This window comes from Rhizobium ruizarguesonis (assembly GCF_012349115.1).
In the GTDB taxonomy this organism is placed as follows: domain Bacteria; phylum Pseudomonadota; class Alphaproteobacteria; order Rhizobiales; family Rhizobiaceae; genus Rhizobium; species Rhizobium ruizarguesonis.
In genome coordinates this window covers 230,054-249,663 of the sequence record NZ_PQIG01000100.1, presented here as the reverse complement: position 1 = coordinate 249,663, position 19,610 = coordinate 230,054, and the positions used below count along the sequence as shown (strand labels likewise).

Annotated in this window: 29 protein-coding genes; 4 read left to right on the top strand and 25 right to left on the bottom strand. The window is 60.7% G+C overall.

Annotated elements, in window-relative coordinates; all coding sequences use genetic code 11:
• Window positions 1–10 precede the first annotated feature (10 nt).
• Window positions 11–1,327, bottom strand: coding sequence for a replication-associated recombination protein A (locus C3Y91_RS27310; RefSeq protein ID WP_130691002.1), 1,317 nt, complete (start codon window positions 1,325–1,327; stop codon window positions 11–13).
• Window positions 1,324–2,727, bottom strand: coding sequence for a DegQ family serine endoprotease (locus C3Y91_RS27305; RefSeq protein ID WP_018072630.1), 1,404 nt, complete (start codon window positions 2,725–2,727; stop codon window positions 1,324–1,326). The genes C3Y91_RS27310 and C3Y91_RS27305 overlap by 4 nt, the downstream gene beginning before the upstream one ends.
• A 146-nt stretch (window positions 2,728–2,873) precedes the next feature.
• Between C3Y91_RS27305 and C3Y91_RS27300 the strand changes: the two genes are divergently transcribed.
• The gene (locus C3Y91_RS27300; RefSeq protein WP_168576037.1) at window positions 2,874–3,254 is read left to right on the top strand and encodes a YkvA family protein; all 381 of its coding nucleotides are present in this window, start codon (window positions 2,874–2,876) and stop codon (window positions 3,252–3,254) included.
• Window positions 3,255–3,277: 23 nt separating this feature from the next.
• Window positions 3,278–3,631 carry a lysozyme inhibitor LprI family protein gene (locus C3Y91_RS27295; RefSeq protein WP_018072628.1) on the top strand — a complete coding sequence of 118 codons (354 nt, stop codon included), beginning with the start codon at window positions 3,278–3,280 and terminating at the stop codon, window positions 3,629–3,631.
• Between the two features lie 51 nt (window positions 3,632–3,682).
• Here the strand turns inward: C3Y91_RS27295 and ilvD are convergent, their stop codons facing one another.
• A complete protein-coding gene (gene ilvD, locus C3Y91_RS27290; RefSeq protein ID WP_018072627.1) occupies window positions 3,683–5,521 on the bottom strand; it encodes a dihydroxy-acid dehydratase in 1,839 nt (612 codons plus the stop codon).
• 335 nt (window positions 5,522–5,856) lie between these two features.
• On the opposite strand from ilvD, the gene msrP reads away from it, so the two are divergent.
• Both msrP and msrQ read left to right on the top strand, forming a co-directional pair.
• Complete coding sequence (gene msrP, locus C3Y91_RS27285) at window positions 5,857–6,804, top strand: protein-methionine-sulfoxide reductase catalytic subunit MsrP (protein WP_024320558.1); 948 nt, start codon at window positions 5,857–5,859, stop codon at window positions 6,802–6,804.
• The gene (gene msrQ, locus C3Y91_RS27280; RefSeq protein ID WP_130681515.1) at window positions 6,804–7,460 is read left to right on the top strand and encodes a protein-methionine-sulfoxide reductase heme-binding subunit MsrQ; all 657 of its coding nucleotides are present in this window, start codon (window positions 6,804–6,806) and stop codon (window positions 7,458–7,460) included. Before msrP ends, msrQ begins: the two co-directional genes overlap by 1 nt.
• A 10-nt stretch (window positions 7,461–7,470) precedes the next feature.
• Here the strand turns inward: msrQ and C3Y91_RS27275 are convergent, their stop codons facing one another.
• The 22 genes from C3Y91_RS27275 to rplV all read right to left on the bottom strand — a co-directional run bounded on the left by C3Y91_RS27275 (window position 7,471) and on the right by rplV (window position 19,610).
• The gene (locus tag C3Y91_RS27275; protein WP_168576036.1) at window positions 7,471–7,884 is read right to left on the bottom strand and encodes a ribosomal maturation YjgA family protein; all 414 of its coding nucleotides are present in this window, start codon (window positions 7,882–7,884) and stop codon (window positions 7,471–7,473) included.
• Window positions 7,885–7,968: 84 nt separating this feature from the next.
• On the bottom strand, window positions 7,969–8,391 hold the full coding sequence (rplQ, locus tag C3Y91_RS27270) for a 50S ribosomal protein L17 (RefSeq protein WP_003558556.1): 423 nt from the start codon (window positions 8,389–8,391) through the stop codon (window positions 7,969–7,971).
• Between the two features lie 123 nt (window positions 8,392–8,514).
• Window positions 8,515–9,525 (bottom strand): DNA-directed RNA polymerase subunit alpha, encoded by a 1,011-nt coding sequence (locus C3Y91_RS27265; protein ID WP_003547579.1) that lies wholly within the window; start codon window positions 9,523–9,525, stop codon window positions 8,515–8,517.
• A gap of 97 nt (window positions 9,526–9,622) precedes the next feature.
• Window positions 9,623–10,012, bottom strand: a complete 390-nt coding sequence (rpsK, locus tag C3Y91_RS27260) for a 30S ribosomal protein S11 (protein ID WP_003547577.1) — start codon at window positions 10,010–10,012, stop codon at window positions 9,623–9,625.
• A 133-nt stretch (window positions 10,013–10,145) separates the two neighbouring features.
• Window positions 10,146–10,514, bottom strand: coding sequence for a 30S ribosomal protein S13 (gene rpsM / locus C3Y91_RS27255; protein ID WP_003573772.1), 369 nt, complete (start codon window positions 10,512–10,514; stop codon window positions 10,146–10,148).
• A 222-nt stretch (window positions 10,515–10,736) separates the two neighbouring features.
• A complete protein-coding gene (locus tag C3Y91_RS27250) occupies window positions 10,737–11,387 on the bottom strand; it encodes an adenylate kinase (protein WP_018067984.1) in 651 nt (216 codons plus the stop codon).
• Complete coding sequence (gene secY, locus C3Y91_RS27245; protein WP_018067985.1) at window positions 11,384–12,724, bottom strand: preprotein translocase subunit SecY; 1,341 nt, start codon at window positions 12,722–12,724, stop codon at window positions 11,384–11,386. Before secY ends, C3Y91_RS27250 begins: the two co-directional genes overlap by 4 nt.
• A gap of 234 nt (window positions 12,725–12,958) precedes the next feature.
• Window positions 12,959–13,435 (bottom strand): 50S ribosomal protein L15, encoded by a 477-nt coding sequence (gene rplO / locus C3Y91_RS27240; RefSeq protein ID WP_003547567.1) that lies wholly within the window; start codon window positions 13,433–13,435, stop codon window positions 12,959–12,961.
• 16 nt (window positions 13,436–13,451) lie between these two features.
• Entirely contained in the window at window positions 13,452–13,661 is a 210-nt protein-coding gene (gene rpmD, locus C3Y91_RS27235) for a 50S ribosomal protein L30 (RefSeq protein WP_003547566.1), read from the bottom strand.
• Between the two features lie 14 nt (window positions 13,662–13,675).
• Entirely contained in the window at window positions 13,676–14,245 is a 570-nt protein-coding gene (gene rpsE / locus C3Y91_RS27230) for a 30S ribosomal protein S5 (RefSeq protein WP_017963908.1), read from the bottom strand.
• 131 nt (window positions 14,246–14,376) lie between these two features.
• The gene (rplR, locus tag C3Y91_RS27225; protein ID WP_003547564.1) at window positions 14,377–14,739 is read right to left on the bottom strand and encodes a 50S ribosomal protein L18; all 363 of its coding nucleotides are present in this window, start codon (window positions 14,737–14,739) and stop codon (window positions 14,377–14,379) included.
• A 12-nt stretch (window positions 14,740–14,751) separates the two neighbouring features.
• A complete protein-coding gene (rplF, locus tag C3Y91_RS27220; RefSeq protein ID WP_003547563.1) occupies window positions 14,752–15,285 on the bottom strand; it encodes a 50S ribosomal protein L6 in 534 nt (177 codons plus the stop codon).
• A gap of 42 nt (window positions 15,286–15,327) precedes the next feature.
• On the bottom strand, window positions 15,328–15,726 hold the full coding sequence (gene rpsH / locus C3Y91_RS27215) for a 30S ribosomal protein S8 (RefSeq protein WP_018067986.1): 399 nt from the start codon (window positions 15,724–15,726) through the stop codon (window positions 15,328–15,330).
• 12 nt (window positions 15,727–15,738) lie between these two features.
• On the bottom strand, window positions 15,739–16,044 hold the full coding sequence (gene rpsN, locus C3Y91_RS27210) for a 30S ribosomal protein S14 (RefSeq protein WP_003547561.1): 306 nt from the start codon (window positions 16,042–16,044) through the stop codon (window positions 15,739–15,741).
• 32 nt (window positions 16,045–16,076) lie between these two features.
• Window positions 16,077–16,634, bottom strand: a complete 558-nt coding sequence (gene rplE / locus C3Y91_RS27205) for a 50S ribosomal protein L5 (RefSeq protein WP_018067987.1) — start codon at window positions 16,632–16,634, stop codon at window positions 16,077–16,079.
• On the bottom strand, window positions 16,627–16,935 hold the full coding sequence (gene rplX, locus C3Y91_RS27200) for a 50S ribosomal protein L24 (RefSeq protein WP_003547559.1): 309 nt from the start codon (window positions 16,933–16,935) through the stop codon (window positions 16,627–16,629). Before rplX ends, rplE begins: the two co-directional genes overlap by 8 nt.
• Before the next feature lie 11 nt (window positions 16,936–16,946).
• Window positions 16,947–17,315, bottom strand: coding sequence for a 50S ribosomal protein L14 (gene rplN, locus C3Y91_RS27195; RefSeq protein ID WP_003573790.1), 369 nt, complete (start codon window positions 17,313–17,315; stop codon window positions 16,947–16,949).
• A 259-nt stretch (window positions 17,316–17,574) separates the two neighbouring features.
• Window positions 17,575–17,814: a 30S ribosomal protein S17 gene (rpsQ, locus tag C3Y91_RS27190; RefSeq protein ID WP_003547557.1), complete on the bottom strand. Its 240-nt coding sequence runs from the start codon at window positions 17,812–17,814 to the stop codon at window positions 17,575–17,577.
• Window positions 17,815–17,826: 12 nt separating this feature from the next.
• Entirely contained in the window at window positions 17,827–18,027 is a 201-nt protein-coding gene (gene rpmC / locus C3Y91_RS27185) for a 50S ribosomal protein L29 (protein WP_003558545.1), read from the bottom strand.
• Between the two features lie 12 nt (window positions 18,028–18,039).
• Window positions 18,040–18,453 carry a 50S ribosomal protein L16 gene (gene rplP, locus C3Y91_RS27180; protein ID WP_003547555.1) on the bottom strand — a complete coding sequence of 138 codons (414 nt, stop codon included), beginning with the start codon at window positions 18,451–18,453 and terminating at the stop codon, window positions 18,040–18,042.
• Between the two features lie 36 nt (window positions 18,454–18,489).
• Complete coding sequence (gene rpsC / locus C3Y91_RS27175) at window positions 18,490–19,221, bottom strand: 30S ribosomal protein S3 (protein WP_003547554.1); 732 nt, start codon at window positions 19,219–19,221, stop codon at window positions 18,490–18,492.
• Entirely contained in the window at window positions 19,221–19,610 is a 390-nt protein-coding gene (rplV, locus tag C3Y91_RS27170; RefSeq protein WP_003547553.1) for a 50S ribosomal protein L22, read from the bottom strand. The genes rpsC and rplV overlap by 1 nt, the downstream gene beginning before the upstream one ends.

Here is a 19,610-nt window from a genome sequence, read left to right as displayed (position 1 = left end):
TCGCCAGGCTTCAGCGCGGATTACGCTCCTTGCGAAGTTTTGCCCACCATTCCAGCCGCTTGCGAATATCGCGCTCGAAGCCGCGTTCCGGCGGATCGTAGAAGATCTGGCGTCCCATCTTCTCCGGGAAATAATCCTGGCCGGAAAAGGCATCCGGCTCGTCGTGATCGTAGCGATAGCCGTCGCCGTACCCCTCGCCCTTCATCAGCTTGGTCGGCGCGTTGAGGATGTGCTTCGGCGGCAGCAATGAGCCGTTCTGCTTTGCCGCCTGGCTTGCCGCCTTGAAGGCGGTGTAGACGGCATTCGATTTCGGGGCGGTGGCGAGATAGACGCAGGCCTGCGCCAGCGCCAGTTCGCCTTCCGGCGAGCCAAGATACTCATAGGCATCCTTGGCGGCATTGCAGATCACCAGCGCCTGCGGATCGGCAAGGCCGATATCCTCCACCGCCATGCGCACCAGCCGCCGGCCGAGATAGAGCGGGTCCTCGCCGGCATCGAACATACGGGCGAGATAGTAGAGCGCGGCATCGGGATCCGAGCCGCGTACGGATTTATGCAGTGCCGAGATCAGATTGTAGTGGCCATCCTGCGCCTTGTCGTAGACCGGGGCACGGCGCTGGACGATGCGCGTCAGGCCTTCTGTGTCGAAGCTCTCGCCTTCGCGCGCCGCGCGCCAGACTTCTTCGGCGAGCGTCAGCACCGCGCGGCCGTCGCCGTCGGCCATGCGGATCAGGCTGACGCGGGCATCCTCCGTCAGCGGCAGCGGCTTCTGCTCGATCGCCTCGGCACGCTTCAGCAGTTCCTCGAGGCTCTCTTCGTCATGCGACGTGAAGGTGAGCACACGGGCACGCGACAGCAGAGCGGCGTTAAGCTCGAAGGAAGGGTTCTCGGTGGTGGCGCCGACGAGGATGACGGTGCCATCCTCCATGACGGGCAGGAAACTGTCCTGCTGGGCGCGGTTGAAACGATGGATCTCATCGACGAAGAGCAGCGTCTGACGGCCGTCCATACGCCGCAGGCGGGCTGTCTCGAACACCTTCTTCAGATCGGCGACGCCGGAGAAGATCGCCGATATCTGCTCGAAGGCCAGCCCCGCCTCGCCCGAAAGCAGCCGTGCCACCGTCGTCTTGCCGGTGCCGGGCGGACCCCAGAAGATCATCGAGCCAAGCGAGCCGCTTTCGATCATCCTCTTCAGCACGCCGTCCTCACCGGTCAGGTGTTCCTGACCGGTGACATCGGCAAGCGTTTTCGGCCGCAGCCGGTCGGCAAGCGGCCGTCTGGCGGCAACCTCCTCCGGAACACGCGGCGCGAAGAGATCGTTGCTCATCGGAAGAATTGCCGGATGCGCTGGCCGTCGCGCTCTATCTCGACCCGCCAGAGGCCGGGGTCGCTATCGGCGATCTCGGACAGTTCGCTGGTCGACTTCACATCCGTGCCGTTGATCGAGACGATGATATCCTTCGGTTCGAAACCGAGCCGGGCGGCAGGCGAATCCTCCTTCACCTCGGATACGACGACGCCCGCCGATTCCGGCGGCATGCGCAGCTCGTCGGCGACCCGCGGCGACAGGTTCTCGACGACGGCACCGCTAAACGGCGTGCGTCCGCCGATGGTGCGCTGGTCGCGCGGCGAGGTTTCCGGGGCGCGGGCGAGCGTCAGCGGCAGTTGCTCCTCGCGGCCGTTCTCGATGACGGTGAGCTTGACCGAATTGCCGAGACCGGCCGTGGTCAGCCGGTAGAGCAGCGCATCGGGATGTTCGACGGAAATTCCGTCGACAGCGGTGACGATTTCGCCGGCCTTCAGCCCGGCCTTGGCCGCCGGCCCACCTTCCGAGACCTTGACGACGAGCGCGCCGCGGGCCTTGTTCAGCCCCAGCGCCTCGGCCACTTCCGAGGTCACGGCATCGAAGCTCGCGCCGACATAGGGCCGTTCGAAGGATTTGACGCCGGCATCGGCGGAAGTGAGGAAGACCTTGACCAGATTGGCAGGAATGGCGAAACCGATACCGTTCGAGCCGCCGCCGCGCGAGAAGATCGCCGTGTTGATGCCGATCAGCTCGCCCTTCATGTTCATCAAGGCGCCGCCGGAATTACCGGGATTGATCGAGGCATCGGTCTGGATGAAGAAGCCGAATTCGTTTCTGACCACCTGGTTGCGGGCAAGCGCTGAGACGATCCCGCTCGTCACCGTCTGGCCGACGCCGAAGGGGTTGCCGATCGCCAGCACGAGATCCCCGACCTCGACCGCGTCGGAATTGCCGATCGGCAATGTCGGAAAGCTCTCCTTGGTGTCGATCTTCAGCACGGCGAGATCGACACGGTCGTCGCGCAGCACCACCTTGCAGGGGAATTCGCGGCCATCCGACAGCGCTATCTTGATGTCATCGGCGCCTTCGACGACGTGATTGTTGGTCACGACAGTGCCGTTCGCCTCGACGATGACGCCGGAACCGAGCGAGGACTGCTTCTCCGAACGGTTCGGCATCTGCTGGCCGAAAAACTGCTCGAAGAAAGGATCGCCGGCAAAGGGCGACTGCCGCTGGACGATCTTTTCCGCATAAACGTTGACGACGGCGCCCGACGTCTGTTTGACGAGCGGCGCGAAGGAGAGCTGCATCTGCATCTGGCTTTCGGGCACTGTCTTTGCCGTCTGCGCATGGGCGACAGCCGGCAGGACGAGCATCAGAGCGAACAGCGAGACGGAGGCGCGCTTAAAAAAGCCTTGCATGGGTATTCCTTTTGAATCCTCTTGAGGAACGTTGTAGCGCCCGACGCTAGAAAGGAAAGAGGGCGGAAGCATGGAAGAATAAGGCAACGAAACGTCGCGGAAGTACCACTTGAAGCGATTGCGAATTTGATTCAGGAAGTACGGCCATGCAGCTGATATCAAAAGCCAAAGTCTGGGCGAAGTCACTGAAGTGTGACATCGTAGCATTGTGGCTTGCCGCCCGTGACGCCCGTGTGCCGTGGCATGCGAAAGCGGTGGCCGGTGCGGTTGCTGCCTACGCACTGTCGCCTGTCGATCTCATCCCCGATTTCATCCCCATGCTCGGCTATCTCGACGATCTTCTCATCGTGCCGCTCGGTATCATGCTGGCGATCCGGCTCGTGCCAGTAGAGGTGATGAACGAGCTTCGTACGGAGGCGACAAGGCGCATTGAGCGTCCCTCCAGCCGGGTCGGACTGATCTTCATCCTTGCCGTCTGGCTCATCTGCATCATCTTCCTGGCTCTGGCACTGCGCAAGCTCGCCTGACCGGCGGCAACAGGAACATAGGAATGATCACGACAAGAACGACGACAGCGGCCCTCGGCTTTGCGATCCTGCTCATTGCATCGAACCTGGCACAGGCAGCAAGCTTCGATTGCGATGCGAAAGAATTGAAGCCGGATGAAAAAGCGATCTGCGACAACCGCGCGCTCAACGATGCCGACGTGAAGATGGTGACGACCTTCGAGCTGCTCTCCGGCCTGCTGGCGATGGGCTCGCGCGGAACCTTGCAGGACGAGCAGACGGCATGGCTGAAGAAGCGACAGGAATGCGGAGCGGATGCGGCCTGTATCAAGGCTACCTATGACGAGCGGCTGAAGCAGCTCGGCGAGACCTATAAAAACATCAACCGGCCGCTTTGAAAGCGACCGGTTGGAAAAGCAGCTGACTCTGGGGTCTTCGGTTCGAGCGACTCAGCGGGCGTTCAGATCCCGCACGGCGCCGCGATCGGCACTCGTTGCGAAGGCGGCGTAGGCCTTCAGCGCGGTCGTGACGTTGCGCTTGCGGACTTCGACCGGGTACCAGCCCTTGGCGTCCTGCTCGGCGCGGCGGGCGGCAAGTTCGGTTTCGCTGACACGCAGGCTGATCGTGCGGTTGGGGATGTCGATATCGATCATGTCGCCTTCGCGCACCAGGCCGATCGTGCCGCCATTTGCCGCTTCCGGCGAGGCGTGGCCGATCGAAAGCCCGGAGGTGCCGCCGGAGAAGCGGCCATCGGTGATCAGCGCGCAGGCCTTGCCGAGGCCCTTCGACTTCAGATAGCTCGTCGGATAGAGCATTTCCTGCATGCCGGGACCGCCCTTCGGGCCTTCGTAGCGGATGACGACGACGTCGCCGGCCTTGACCTCATTTGCGAGAATGGCCTTGACTGAGGAGTCCTGGCTTTCGAAGACGCGAGCTGGGCCGGAGAATTTCAAGATCGATTCATCGACGCCGGCCGTCTTGACGATGCAGCCGTCGATCGCAAGGTTGCCCTTGAGCACGGCAAGACCACCATCCTTGGAGAAGGGATGCTCGACCGAGCGGATGACGCCGTTCTCACGGTCGGTGTCGAGGTCATCCCAACGCGCTTCCTGGCTGAAGGCGACCTGGGTCGGGATGCCGCCGGGAGCGGCGCGATAGAAGTTGCGGACGGTCTCGCTGTTGGTGCGGGTGATATCCCAGCGGTCGATCGCATCGCCGAGCGTCTCGGCATGGACGGTCGGGCAATCGCGGTTCAGCAGGCCACCCTTGTCGAGTTCGCCGAGGATCGACATGATGCCGCCGGCGCGGTGGACGTCTTCCATATGCACGTCGCTTTTGGCGGGCGCGACCTTCGACAGGCACGGCACGCGACGCGAGAGCGCGTCGATATCGGCCATGGTGAAATCGATCTCGCCTTCATGTGCAGCGGCAAGGATGTGCAAAACCGTATTGGTCGAGCCGCCCATGGCGATATCGAGCGTCATGGCATTCTCAAAGGCCTGCTTGGAGGCGATGGTGCGCGGCAGCGCCTTGACGTCGTCCTGCTCGTAATAACGGCGGGCGAGATCGACGATCAGATGACCGGCCTCGACGAAGAGGCGCTTGCGGTCGAGATGGGTGGCGAGCGTCGAGCCGTTGCCGGGCAGCGACAGGCCGAGCGCTTCCGTTAGGCAGTTCATCGAATTGGCGGTGAACATGCCGGAACAGGAGCCGCAGGTCGGACAGGCAGAGCGTTCGATGGTCTGCACGTCCTCGTCGCTGATCTTGTCATCGGCTGCGGCGACCATGGCATCGACGAGGTCGAGCGCATGCGTCTTGCCGTGCAGCACAACCTTGCCGGCTTCCATCGGACCACCCGAGACGAAGACGGTCGGGATATTGAGGCGCAGCGACGCCATCAGCATGCCGGGGGTGATCTTGTCGCAGTTGGAGATGCAGACCATGGCGTCGGCGCAATGGGCATTGACCATATATTCGACGCTGTCGGCGATCAGCTCACGCGAGGGCAGCGAATACAGCATGCCGTCATGGCCCATGGCGATGCCGTCATCGACGGCGATCGTGTTGAATTCCTTGGCGACACCGCCGGCCGCCTCGATCTCGCGGGCAACGAGCTGGCCAAGGTCCTTCAGGTGCACGTGGCCAGGCACGAACTGGGTGAAGGAATTCACCACCGCGATGATCGGCTTGCCGAAATCCGAATCCTTCATGCCCGTGGCGCGCCAAAGGCCGCGGGCGCCCGCCATGTTGCGGCCATGGGTCGTGGTTCTGGAACGGTAAACTGGCATCGGTGTCTTCCTCAACGTGTCGGAATTATCAGGCGAAGCCGGGCGGCATGGAGCCTGCGGGCCGGGCAAACGCTGCTTTTTGGAATTGTCCTAATCCAATCGACGGGGGCTGTCACTACCGGGAAACCCAAATCCGGTACGCCGGGGAGAAGCGCCATGAGGGCCATCGATCATATACGGTTCGACGCGACGTTTTGTTACAGCCTATTCCATCACGGCCGAACACAAAAAATTGGCTTCCCGTCGGCAATATTCAAGGCTTAGACACTAATCTCAACATGCCGGCGGTTCGTTTAAGGGCTATATTTCAGGATATCCGCCGAGGAGGTTTCGACATGCCAACCTATCGCCCACCGAAGATCGCGTCATCAGAGATCACGCCGCGCCAGATCTATGTGCGCCGTCGTGAATTCCTGGGCGCGGCAGCGCTTGGCGCCATGGCCCTCTACAGCGCCGGCAAGGCAAGCGCTGCGGCCCTCTCCGCCGTTGAGAGCAAATACAAGGTCGACGAGAAGGCGACGCCGATCAAGGACGTCACGACCTACAATAATTTCTATGAGTTCGGCCTCGACAAGGGCGATCCCGCAGCTCTTTCCGGCGATTTCAAGCCGCTGCCCTGGACGATCAAGGTCGACGGCATGGTCAACAAGCCAGGCACCTTCGACCTCGAGGCGCTGATGAAGGAATTCCCGATCGAGGAGCGCACCTATCGCATGCGCTGCGTCGAGGCCTGGTCGATGGTCATCCCCTGGGACGGCTTTCCGCTGGCGTCGCTGCTCGACAAGGTCGAGCCGCTCGGCAGCGCCAAATACGTCGCCTTCGAAACCGTGGTGCGGCCGGAGGAGATGCCTGGGCAGAAGGGTTTCTTCCAGTCACTCGACTGGCCCTATGTCGAGGGTCTGCGCCTGGATGAGGCGCGCCATCCGCTGACGCTGCTGGCCGTCGGGCTCTATGGCGAAACGCTGCCGAACCAGAACGGTGCGCCGATCCGCCTCGTCGTGCCGTGGAAATACGGCTTCAAGGGCATCAAGTCGATCGTCAGGATCACGCTCACCGATCAGCAGCCGAAGAATACCTGGCAGGTCACCAACGCGCAGGAGTATGGCTTCTACGCCAACGTCAACCCTGAGGTCGACCATCCGCGCTGGAGCCAGGCCAGCGAACGGCGTATCGGCGAGAGCGGCTTCTTCGGCGCGAGCCGCCATCCCACCCTGCCCTTCAACGGCTATGCCGACGAGGTTGCAAGCCTTTATGCCGGCATGGACCTGAAGGCGAATTTCTGATGGCGGAACTGTCGCTCGCCATCCCGAAGCGCTGGCAACCCGCCTCGGTCTGGCTGCTTTATGTCGTCGGGCTCTTGCCTGCGGCCTGGACGTTCTATCTCGGCGCGACCGATCAGCTCGGCGCCGATCCGGTCAAGACCTTCGAGCTTTTCCTTGGGCTCTGGACGATCCGTTTTCTGATCCTGACGCTTGCCGTTTCCCCTGCCCGAGAGCTCTTCGGCTGGAACTATCTGCGCTATCGCCGCGCGCTTGGCCTGCTGACCTTTTATTACGCGCTGATGCATTTCACCGTCTACATGGTGCTCGACCAGGCGATGGATATTGCCGCCGTCATCAACGACGTGCTGAAGCGTCCCTTCATCATGTTCGGCATGGCAGCCCTTGCGATGCTCATTCCGCTGGCGGTGACATCCAACAATTTCTCGATCCGCCGCCTCGGCAAGAACTGGATCTGGCTGCACCGCCTCGTCTACATCATCGCCGCCTGCGGGGCGTTGCACTTCGCGCTCTCGACCAAGATCCTCGACCTCGAGCAATATATCTATGTGGGGCTGATCATCGCGCTCATCCTCTATCGCTCCTACCGGCCGATCGCACGCAACTGGCAGAAGGGCAAAGGGCGGACGCGCAATCGCGCAATGGCGTCGGCCTCGTGAGACGGCAGGTTTAGTGGCGAGGACGCAACGCAATCCGGCGGGCCGGAACGAAGGCGCAGGCCGCAGCTATGCCGATGGCATAAGCCAGCATGTTCCAAAGCGAAAACACGCGCCCAAGCAGCAGGGCGCCTGCCGTGGTCAGTCGAAACGCGTCGAGCCAGGGCGTGTGATAGAGCCGGAACAATTCCACTGAGATCGCTATGAACAGCGCCGTGACGGCGATTGCTGCCGGCCGTGACCTTGCGATAAAGAGCGCCACGAGCAGATATACCATCGCCCCCCCCGATCCACCATATTTGACGACGATGAAGGGCAGATCGGCTGCATAGCCAAACCGGCGGAGCACCAGCCCGAGAACGATGACGAGAAACAGGGCGGCAAGACGAAGGAACTGCGGAGAGCGAGCCTGAATGATTTTGCGCAATGGAGCCGGTCCCGTCACCATATCAGAAACAAAAACAGCCGGGCTTTGCAGCCCGGCTGTTCTGTTTCCGCCGAAGCGGAAGACTTAAGCGGCGACGGCCTGCTCTTCAGCAGCGACGCGGGCCTTGTCGGCTGCGCCCTTGGCATAGGCATCGCGGTCAACGAATTCGATCACAGCCATGGCGGCATTGTCGCCCTGGCGGAAGCCGGCCTTCATGATGCGCAGGTAGCCGCCGTTGCGGGTGGCGTAGCGCGTTGCGATCGTGTCGAACAGCTTCGAGACGACAGCGGCATCGCGGATCTGCGAGATCGCCTGACGGCGAGCGTGCAGGTCGCCGCGCTTGCCGAGCGTGACGAGCTTCTCGACGATCGGACGGATTTCCTTGGCCTTCGGCAGGGTCGTGACGATCTGCTCGTGGGTAATCAGCGAAGCCGCCATGTTGGCGAACATCGCCTTGCGGTGGCTTGCAGTTCTATTCAGCTTGCGGCCGGCTTTACCATGGCGCATTGCTATTCTCCTTTAATGCAGGTGCCCTTACGCTAAGTGGGCCTGCCGTTTCCTGGCACATGCAGGCGATCGGCCTGCTGTTTGACGGGGAAAGGCAGCCGAAAGAGCCTGCCTTTTGCTTTCTCAGTATTGATCTTCGTAACGCTTGGCGAGATCTTCGATGTTCTCGGGCGGCCATGCCGGCACTTCCATGCCGAGGTGCAGGCCCATGGAAGCGAGAACTTCCTTGATTTCGTTCAGCGACTTGCGACCAAAATTCGGCGTGCGGAGCATTTCTGCTTCGGTCTTCTGAATGAGGTCGCCGATGTAGACGATGTTGTCGTTCTTCAGGCAGTTTGCCGAACGGACCGACAGTTCGAGTTCGTCCACCTTCTTCAGGAGAGCCGGGTTGAAAGCGAGTTCGGTGACTGCTTCCTCTTCGGTTTCCTTCTGCGGCTCGTCGAAGTTGACGAAGACGCCAAGCTGATCCTGGAGGATGCGCGCCGCAAAAGCGACGGCGTCTTCGCCGGTGATCGAGCCATCGGTTTCGATGGTCATGTTCAGCTTGTCGTAGTCGAGAACCTGTCCTTCGCGGGTATTTTCAACCTTGTAGGACACCTTCTTGACCGGCGAATAGAGGCTGTCGACCGGGATGAGACCGATCGGAGCATCTTCCGCACGATTGCGTTCGGCCGGAACGTAGCCCTTGCCGTTGTTGACGGTGAATTCCATGCGGATCTCGGCACCCTCGTCGAGCGTGCAGATGACATGCTCGGGGTTGAGGATTTCGATATCGCCGACCGTCTGAATGTCGCCAGCCGTGACAACGCCCGGGCCCTGCTTACGCACGACCATGCGCTTCGCGTCGTCGCCATCCATCTTGATGGCGATTTCCTTGATGTTGAGAACGATGTCCGTGACGTCTTCGCGGACGCCCGGAATCGAGGAGAATTCATGCAGCACGCCATCGATCTGCACCGCCGTGACGGCAGCACCGCGCAGCGAGGAGAGCAGAACGCGACGAAGCGCGTTGCCGAGGGTGAGGCCGAAGCCGCGCTCCAGCGGTTCGGCAACAAGCGTCGCCCTGGTGCGCGAGCTCGAGGAGAACTCCACCTTGTTCGGCTTGATCAGTTCCTGCCAGTTCTTCTGAATCATGAGTTTGCCTTCCGTTCGTTGCCACCATCCAATCGTGGCAACCGAGCTTGAAAACCACCGGGAGCGCGCAAGCGCTCACCGGTGACGAGAGCGATGATCAGACGCGGCGCTTCTTGCGCGGACGGCAGCCATTGTGCGGGATCGGGGTCACGTCGCGGATGGACGTGATCATGAAACCTGCAGCCTGGAGCGCGCGCAGAGCCGATTCACGACCCGAACCCGGACCGCAGACTTCGACTTCCAGCGACTTCATGCCGTGCTCCTGGGCCTTCTTGGCGCAGTCTTCGGCAGCGATCTGGGCAGCGAACGGGGTCGACTTGCGCGAGCCCTTGAAGCCCTTGGCGCCAGCCGACGACCAGGCAATTGCATTGCCCTGCGCATCAGTGATGGTGATCATCGTGTTGTTGAAGGTCGAGTTGACGTGAGCGACACCCGACGAGATATTCTTGCGCTCGCGACGGCGAACGCGGACGGCTTCCTTAGCCATGGTATTCCTTTCGTTGATCTCTTCACCGCCGTAATGCCAGCGGCTACACCGGAACGGCGCCTATATGGTCCCGCTCCAAACTCAAAAGAGGCCGGCGCAGACCGCCAGCCTCCCTACCCCGGTTTCCCGGAAATTACTTCTTCTTGCCAGCGATTGCCTTTGCCGGGCCCTTGCGGGTACGGGCATTGGTGTGCGTGCGCTGACCGCGGACCGGAAGGCCGCGGCGATGACGCAGGCCGCGGTAGCAGCCGAGGTCCATCAGGCGCTTGATGTTCATCGCGGTATCGCGACGAAGATCGCCTTCGACCTGATAGTCGCGGTCGATGGCTTCGCGGATCTGAAGGACTTCTGCGTCCGTCAGCTGATGCACACGACGTTCGGCCGGGATACCGACCTTTTCGACGATTTCCTGTGCGAATTTCGGACCAATCCCGTGAATGTAGGTCAGCGCGATAACAACGCGCTTCGCAGTCGGGATGTTGACGCCAGCGATACGTGCCACGCCTGTTCTCCTTGCATTCCAGTTGCCATCCGGCAAGTGGGCTTCGTTATGCGGCTCTTGAGAACCGCCCGTTCAGATTTACGTCCGCAACATGTCAAAACGACCGCACCCGGACTTCCCTGGGAAATCCGCGCCGATCGCATGGAATGTCGCGAGTTGGCGCGGTGTTTAGCGGAATCACTGCTGAAAAGCAACCGTTCCGCCAAGTTTATTTTCAAAGCCTTAAAGCTTGGAAAGAATGCTTTCGACCTCGGCCGTCACCTGATCGATCTCGGCCATGCCGTCCACGGACTTGAGTTTGCCCTGGGCATGGTAATAGCCGATCAGCGGCGAGGTTTCCTTGTAGTAGACCTGCAGCCGAGCCGTCATGGTCTCCGGAGTGTCATCAGGACGGCGCTTGAAGTGCGTCGAACCGCACTTGTCGCACACACCCTCAGCAGCCGGAACCTTGTCGGTATCGTGATAGACGCTGCCACACTGTGCACAGGAGTAGCGACCGGCAACACGGCGGATCAACTCATCATCATCGACACGGAATTCAATGACGACGGAGAGGCCGAGACCCTTTGCCTTCAGCATCGCCTCGGTAGCATCAGCCTGGACGAGCGTCCGGGGGAAGCCGTCGAGAATGAAGCCGTTGGCGCAATCGGGTTGATCGATACGCTCGGAAACGATGGCAATGACGATCTCATCCGAGACGAGCTTGCCGGCGTCCATGACCGCCTTCGCGCGCTTGCCGACATCCGTGCCGGCGTTGACCGCTGCACGCAGCATGTCCCCCGTGGAAAGCTGCGGAATGCCGTGCTTTTCCACGATCCGCTGGGCCTGGGTTCCTTTACCCGCGCCCGGCGGCCCCAAAAGGATAAGTCTCATCGCCCCCTCTTTCCTCCACGCAACTTCGATTTCTTGATCAGGCCTTCGTATTGCTGCGCGATCAGGTGACCCTGGATCTGTGCAACCGTATCAAGAGTTACGCTAACCACGATCAAAAGCGAAGTCCCACCAAGGGATAATGGGATGCCGGTTTGCGACACCAAGATCTCCGGAAGGATGCAGACGAAGACGAGATAGATTGCGCCGATCACCGTGATGCGGGTCAGCACGTAGTCGATATATTCGGCGGTGCGCTCGCCCGGACGGATGCCGGGAATGAAGCCGCCATGCTTCTTCAGATTGTCGGCCGTGTCCTTCGGATTGAAGACGATGGCGGTATAGAAGAAGGCGAAGAAGGCGATCAGCGCACCGTACAGCACCATATAGAGCGGCTGACCGTGGCCAAGGGCCGCAACAATCGATGTCACCCAGGAGGGCATTGCCGAGGTGTTGGCGAAACCCGCGACCGTTGCCGGCAGCAGCAGCAGCGACGATGCGAAGATCGCCGGAATGACACCTGACGTGTTGAGCTTGAGCGGCAGGTGCGAAGTATCGCCCTGGAACATCCGATTGCCAACCTGACGCTTCGGATACTGAATCAGCAGCCGGCGCTGGGCGCGCTCGACGAAGACGATGATGCCGATGACGGCGATCGCGACGATGATGACGAGCAGGATGAGGAAGGTCGACAGCGCACCGGTGCGGCCGAGTTCGAGCGTGCCGGCAAGAGCTGTGGGAAGGCCGGCGGCGATGCCGGCGAAAATGATCAGCGAGATGCCGTTGCCGATGCCGCGCGAGGTGATCTGCTCGCCGAGCCACATCAGGAACATCGTGCCGCCGAGCAGCGTCAGAACAGTGGAAACACGGAAGAACCAGCCCGGCTCGACGACGAGGCCCTGGCCACTCTCAAGGCCGGCGGCAATACCATAGGCCTGGAGCGCGCCGAGGATGACGGTACCGTAGCGGGTATACTGGTTGATGATCTTACGGCCCTGCTCGCCTTCCTTCTTGAGGTTTTCGAGCGCCGGCACGACCGAGGTCATGAGCTGTACGATGATCGAAGCGGAGATATAGGGCATGATGCCGAGCGCGAAGATCGCCATGCGCTGAACAGCGCCGCCCGAGAACATGTTGAAAAGGCCGAGAATGCCGCCTGCCTGGCCGCGGAAAGCCTGGGCATAGGCTTCGGGATTGAGACCCGGAAGCGGAATATGCGTGCCAAGTCGGTAGACGAGGAGAGCTGCCAGTGTGAACCACAAGCGCTTCTTCAAATCCTCGGCTTTGGCGAAGGTCGAAAAATTGAGGTTGGATGCCAATTGTTCCGCTGCAGAAGCCATGCGTTTCTCCGCGCTACCAATTCCGGCGTCTCTGGGGGACAGACCGGACCCGGAATCAGTATGAAATTATTCAAAACCGGGCTCAGGACGGATTGCGGCGCAACCCCATGCCTCACCCTTGTTTTCGAGTCTTACCGGCATGACGCGGGCGCGCCAGCCAAGTTTTTGTGAGGCCCACATATGGGAGCAAAATCGCCCGGTGTGAAGCACCCCGGGCGATATATCATCAGATTATTATTCGGCTGCAGCCGGAGCCGAAAGCAACGTCACGGTGCCGCCGGCCTTTTCGATCTTCTCGACGGCAGGCTTGGAGGCGCCTGCAACGACGATGGTGATCTTGGCCTTGATCTCGCCGTCGGCGAGAACGCGAACACCATCCTTGACGCGGCGGATGACACCAGCAGCCTTGAGGGCAGCTGCGTCAACGGTCGTCTTGGCATCGAGCTTGCCGGCGTCGATCGCCGTCTGGATACGGGCCAGCGACACGACAACAAAATCGGAAGCGAAAATGTTGTTGAAGCCGCGCTTCGGCAGGCGACGATAGATCGGCATCTGGCCGCCTTCGAAGCCATTGATGGCGACGCCCGAACGGGACTTCTGACCCTTCACGCCGCGACCACCAGTCTTGCCCGAGCCCGAGCCGATACCGCGGCCGAGGCGCTTGCGGCTGTGGGTCGAGCCTTCATTGTCCTTGATTTCATTGAGTTTCATGAGCGTTTCCTCCGTCTCACTTCTCGTCGACGACGCGAACGAGATGCTGGACAGCACGGATCATGCCACGAACGGAAGGGGTATCCTCCAGCGTGCGGCGACGGTGCATCTTGTTCAGTCCGAGACCGATCAGCGTGCGCTGCTGGACATCCGGACGGCGGATCGGGCTGCCGATCTGTTCGATCGTGACAGTCTTCGCTTCAGCCTTCTTAGTAGCCTTGGCCATCTGTCAAACTCCTCTTATTCTTCAGAGGCGTTGCCGGAGGCGCCACGACGAGCCTGCAGCGTTGCATACTTGATGCCGCGCTGAGCTGCGATGTCCTTCGGGTGAACCTGGTGCTTCAGAGCGTCGAAGGTGGCGCGAACCATGTTATAGGGGTTCGACGAACCGGTCGACTTGGCGACGACGTCATGCATGCCGAGCGTCTCGAATACGGCGCGCATCGGACCACCGGCGATGATGCCGGTACCAACCTTGGCCGAGCGCAGCAGAACCTTGCCGGCGCCATGGCGGCCATGGACGTCGTGATGCAGCGTACGGCCGTCACGCAGTGGTACGAAGATCAACTCGCGCTTGGCGGCTTCGGTTGCCTTGCGGATGGCTTCCGGCACTTCACGTGCCTTGCCATGGCCGAAGCCGACGCGGCCCTTCTGGTCGCCAACGACGACGAGTGCTGCGAAACCGAAACGACGGCCGCCCTTGACGACCTTGGCGACGCGGTTGATCGCGACAAGCTTGTCGACGAATTCGCTATCGCGCTCTTCGCGGCTCTGGCGGTCGTCCCGCTGCGGCCTTCTTTCCTGTGCCATTGTCCTCTTCCTTTTTCTTTTCCGGGTGCAATCGGCAAACAAATGTGGACCGCATCAGCCTCCCCTTTCGGAGAGCGCCTGCGGTCCGGCGAAAATCCGGCCGGCGCCTGAGGCGTCCGGCCGGAAACTGATCAGAAGGTGAGACCGCCTTCGCGGGCCGCTTCGGCGAGAGCCTTGATGCGGCCGTGATAGATGAAGGCGCCACGGTCGAACACGACTTCCGTAACACCGGCCTTGGAGGCGCGCTCTGCGAGGAGCTTGCCCACAACGGTAGCGGCGGCGGTATCGGCACCGGTCTTCAGAGAACCGCGCAGATCCTTCTCGAGGGTGGAGGCAGACGCAAGCGTCTTGCCGGCCACATCATCGATGACCTGGGCGTAGATGTTCTTCGAGGAGCGATGAACCGACAGGCGCGGACGGCCATTGGCCACCGACTTGAGATGACGGCGCACGCGGTTGGCACGACGTGCAAGTGCTTCTTTCCTGCTAGCCATTTCGCGTGATCCTTACTTCTTCTTGCCTTCTTTGCGGACGATCCGCTCGTCAGCGTACTTGACGCCCTTGCCCTTGTAGGGCTCGGGACCGCGATATTCGCGGATTTCGGCGGCAACCTGACCGACCTGCTGCTTGTTGATGCCGCTGACGACGATTTCCGTCGGCTTCGGAACAACGATCGAGATACCGACCGGCGGCTCGTAGATCACGTCGTGGCTGAAACCGAGGGCCAGCTGCAGGTTCTTGCCCTGCATGGCGGCGCGGTAACCGACGCCGTTGATTTCAAGCTTGCGCTCGAAACCGTCCTTGACGCCCTTGAAGATGCCTTCGATCATCGTGCGGGACATGCCCCACTTTGAGCGCGCATCCTTGGTCTGGTTCACCGGCGTCACGACGACGGCGTTATTTTCAAGCTTGAGGCTGATTTCGTCGTTAGCAACGAAAAACAGCTCGCCCTTCGGGCCCTTTGCAGTCACCTTCTGGCCATCGACCGTAGCCGTGATCCCAGCAGGCACCTGAACGGGCTTTTTACCGATACGAGACATGTTTCAATCCTGTCTGTTCGCTATGGAGATCCATGCCCGATCTTAGAAGACCGAGCAAAGAACCTCGCCACCAACGTTCTGTTCGCGAGCCTGGTGATCGGCCATCACACCCTTCGGAGTCGAAAGGATGGTGATGCCGAGACCGTTCGCAACCTGCGGAATGGACTTGACCGAGACATAGACCCGGCGGCCCGGCTTGGACACACGGCCGATCTCACGGATCACCGATGCGCCTTCATAATATTTCAGCTCGATGCTGAGTTCCGACTTGCCATTGCCGAAATCGACAAGGGAATAGCCACGGATGTAGCCTTCGGACTGCAGAACATCGAGAACACGTGCACGGAGCTTCGAAGCAGGCGTCGAGACCGACGACTTGCGGCGGGAAGCGCCGTTACGGATGCGAGTGAGCATATCGCCCAACGGATCAGTCATTGTCATGTAACCTGCTCCTTACCAGCTCGACTTGACGATACCCGGCACCTTGCCGAGATTGCCGAGTTCACGCAGCGCAATACGCGACATGCGCAGTTTGCGGTAATATGCGCGCGGACGCCCCGAAACTTCGCAACGGTTGCGAATACGGGTCTTCGATCCATCACGCGGCAGGGATGCCAGCTTGATCGAGGCCTTGAACCGCTCTTCGATCGGAAGAGCCTGGTTCATGATGATCGCCTTCAAACCAGCCCGCTTAGCGGCCTGGTTGGCGACCGTAGTACGGCGGCGCTTGTTCTTTTCAACTGCGCTTGTCTTCGCCATGTCAGGTTCCTTTTCTACGCTCGTCGTTACGGTTATTGACGGAACGGGAAGCTGAACTCTTTCAGAAGAGCCCGTGCTTCGTCGTCGGTCGTCGCCGTCGTGCAAACGATGATGTCCATGCCCCACATCTGATCAACCTTGTCGTAGTTGATCTCAGGGAACACAATGTGCTCCTTGATGCCCATGGCGAAGTTGCCACGGCCGTCAAAGCTCTTCGGGTTCAGGCCGCGGAAGTCGCGAACGCGCGGGAGCGCGATGTTCACGAGACGGTCCATGAACTCGTACATGCGGGCGCCGCGCAGGGTGACCTTCGCGCCGATCGGCATCTGTTCGCGGACCTTGAAGCCTGCGATAGAGTTACGTGCGCGGGTGATGACCGGCTTCTGGCCGGCGATCGCTGCGAGGTCGGCGGCAGCTACCGTCGGCTTCTTCGAGTCAGCGGTCGCTTCGCCGACACCCATGTTGATCACGATCTTGTCGAGCTTCGGGATCATCATCTCGTTGGCGTAGGAGAACTGCTCCTGCATCGCCTTGCGGATGCGCTCGACATATTCCTTCTTGAGCCGCGGCTCATATTTTGCCTCAGCCATCGATCACTTCTCCAGAACGCTTGGCCACACGGACCTTCTTACCGTCAACAACCTTGAAACCGACGCGGGTCGGCTTGCCGTCCTTGTCGATGATTGCAACGTTGGACAGGTGAACCGGGGCTTCCTTGTTGATGATGCCGGCTTCCTGGGTCTGCGTCTGGCGCTGGTGGCGCTTGACGACGTTGACGCCACGAACAACGGCACGATCTTCCTTCGGCATGACCTGGACAACTTCGCCGGTACGGCCCTTGTCCTTGCCAGCGAGCATGACGACCTTGTCGCCCTTACGAATCTTCTGCATCGCTTCGCTCCTTACAGTACTTCGGGAGCCAGCGAGATGATCTTCATGTGGTTCTTGGCGCGAAGTTCGCGCGGAACCGGTCCGAAGATACGGGTGCCGATCGGCTCTTTCTTGTTGTCGATGAGGACTGCTGCGTTGGTGTCGAAGCGGATGACGGAGCCATCCGGACGACGGATGTCCTTGGCGGTGCGAACGACAACCGCCTTCATCACGTCACCCTTCTTCACACGGCCGCGCGGGATCGCTTCCTTGATCGAAACGACGATGACGTCGCCGATCGAGGCATACTTGCGCTTCGAGCCGCCCAGCACCTTGATGCACATGACACGACGTGCGCCGGAATTATCCGCGACGTCGAGGTTTGTTTGCATCTGAATCATATCAGGTCGCCTTCTTGGTTTACCGGAATGGTTGGGCTAGCCCCCTACTCCGGCTTATGAAAATTTTCGCCGGCCGAGCTGCCATGACGGCAGCACAGACGCGGCAATAGCTGAATAGCGCGGGATCGATCGTGCCAGGGTGGTTTCCCGAACGGGACCTTCCGTGCGCTCAAAGCAAAAGAACGCCCGGCTTTCGAGCGTTCTGACGCTGCTTCATACAGATATTTCGGCGAGACGCAAGGCCTCGCGCAAAATTCTGTTACTTGCCCTGGGCGGAAATCACCGTCCAGCGCTTGTCCTTGGAGATCGGCGCGCATTCCTCGATGGATACGGTATCGCCAATCTTGTACTGGTTGTTCTCGTCGTGGGCCTTGTACTTCTTGGAACGACGAACGGTCTTCTGGAGCAGCGGGTGAGCGAAACGACGCTCGACACGAACCACTACCGTCTTCTCGTTCTTGTCGCCAACGACGACGCCCTGCAGGATGCGCTTCGGCATATTTTTCTTCCTTTAGGCCTTAACTTCTGCCGCCTTCTGGCGGGCAATGGTTTTCACGCGGGCGATGTCCTTGCGGACTTCGTTGATGCGCGAGGATTTTTCGAGCTGGCCGGTCGCCTTCTGGAAGCGCAGGTTGAACTGCTCCTTCTTCAGCTTGGCAAGCTCGTCCTTGAGTTGGTCGGCGGTGAACGCGCGAACGTCTGAGGCTTTCATGAGCTCAATCCCTTACTCTGCAATGCGCTGAACGAAGCGCGTCTTGACCGAGAGCTTGGCAGAGCCGAGGCGAAGCGCCTCACGGGCGATTTCTTCGCTGACACCGTCGATCTCGAACATCATACGGCCGGGCTTGACCTTGCATGCCCAGTATTCAACGGAGCCCTTACCCTTACCCATACGGACTTCGGTCGGCTTTTTGGTTACCGGAACGTCCGGGAACACGCGGATCCATACACGGCCGGCGCGCTTCATATAACGCGTGATCGCGCGGCGGGCCGCTTCGATCTCGCGCGCGTTGACGCGGTTGGGTTCCTGTGCCTTCAGGCCGAATTCGCCGAATGCCAGGTCAGAACCGCCCTTGGCGACGCCCTTGATGCGGCCCTTGAACTGCTTGCGGTACTTGGTACGCTTTGGCTGCAACATTTTCTTATTCTCCGAACTTCTCTGCCACGCGCGCTATCAAGCGTTGTCGCGGCGACGGTCTCTGTCGCGGTCACGATCACGGCTTGCCGGCCCCTGGGCGTCACCTTCCATCGCGCGGCGCTCGGAAGCCATCGGATCATGCTCAAGGATTTCGCCCTTGAAAATCCAGACCTTGATGCCGCAGATGCCGAACGCGGTTTCTGCTTCAGCCGTGCCGTAGTCGATGTCGGCGCGCAGCGTGTGCAACGGCACACGACCTTCGCGGTACCATTCCGTACGGGCGATTTCAGCGCCGCCGAGACGGCCAGCGCAGGTGATCTTGATGCCTTCGGCGCCAAGACGCATCGCAGACTGGACGGCGCGCTTCATGGCGCGGCGGAAAGCCACGCGACGCTCGAGCTGCTGGGCGATCGACTGAGCGACCAGCGTCGCATCGACTTCGGGCTTGCGCACTTCGACGATGTTGAGGTGCGTTTCCGAATTCGTCATCTCCGACAGCTTCTTGCGGAGCTTGTCGATGTCTGCGCCCTTGCGGCCGATGATCAGGCCCGGACGTGCCGAGTGGATCGTGACGCGGCACTTCTTGTGCGGACGCTCGATGACCACCTTGGAGATCCCGGCCTGCTTCAGTTCGCTCATGACGAACTTGCGCATCTTCAGGTCTTCGTGCAGCAGCTGGCCGTACTCGGCATTGTCCGCAAACCAGCGGCTATCCCAGGTACGGTTGATGCCGAGGCGGAAACCGATTGGATTGATTTTCTGACCCATTATGCGGCCTCCTCTGCTGCCTGCACTTCACGAACGACGATCGTCAAATGCGCGAAGGGCTTTTCAATGCGCGACGCGCGACCGCGGCCACGAGCGTGAAAACGCTTCATGACGATCGACTTGCCGACATAGGCCTCGGCGACGACCAGCGAGTCGACGTCGAGATCGTGGTTGTTCTCAGCGTTGGCGATCGCAGATTCGAGCGTCTTCTTGACGGCGCCTGCGATGCGCTTGCGGGAGAACTCCAGCTCAGCGAGTGCGCGCTCGACCTTCTTGCCGCGGATAGCCGCAGCAACCAGGTTGAGCTTCTGGGGGCTGACGCGGAGCGTGCGGGCGACTGCTTGCGCCTCGTTGTCCTTCAGCCGGCGTTCGGCTTTTGCCTTGCCCAT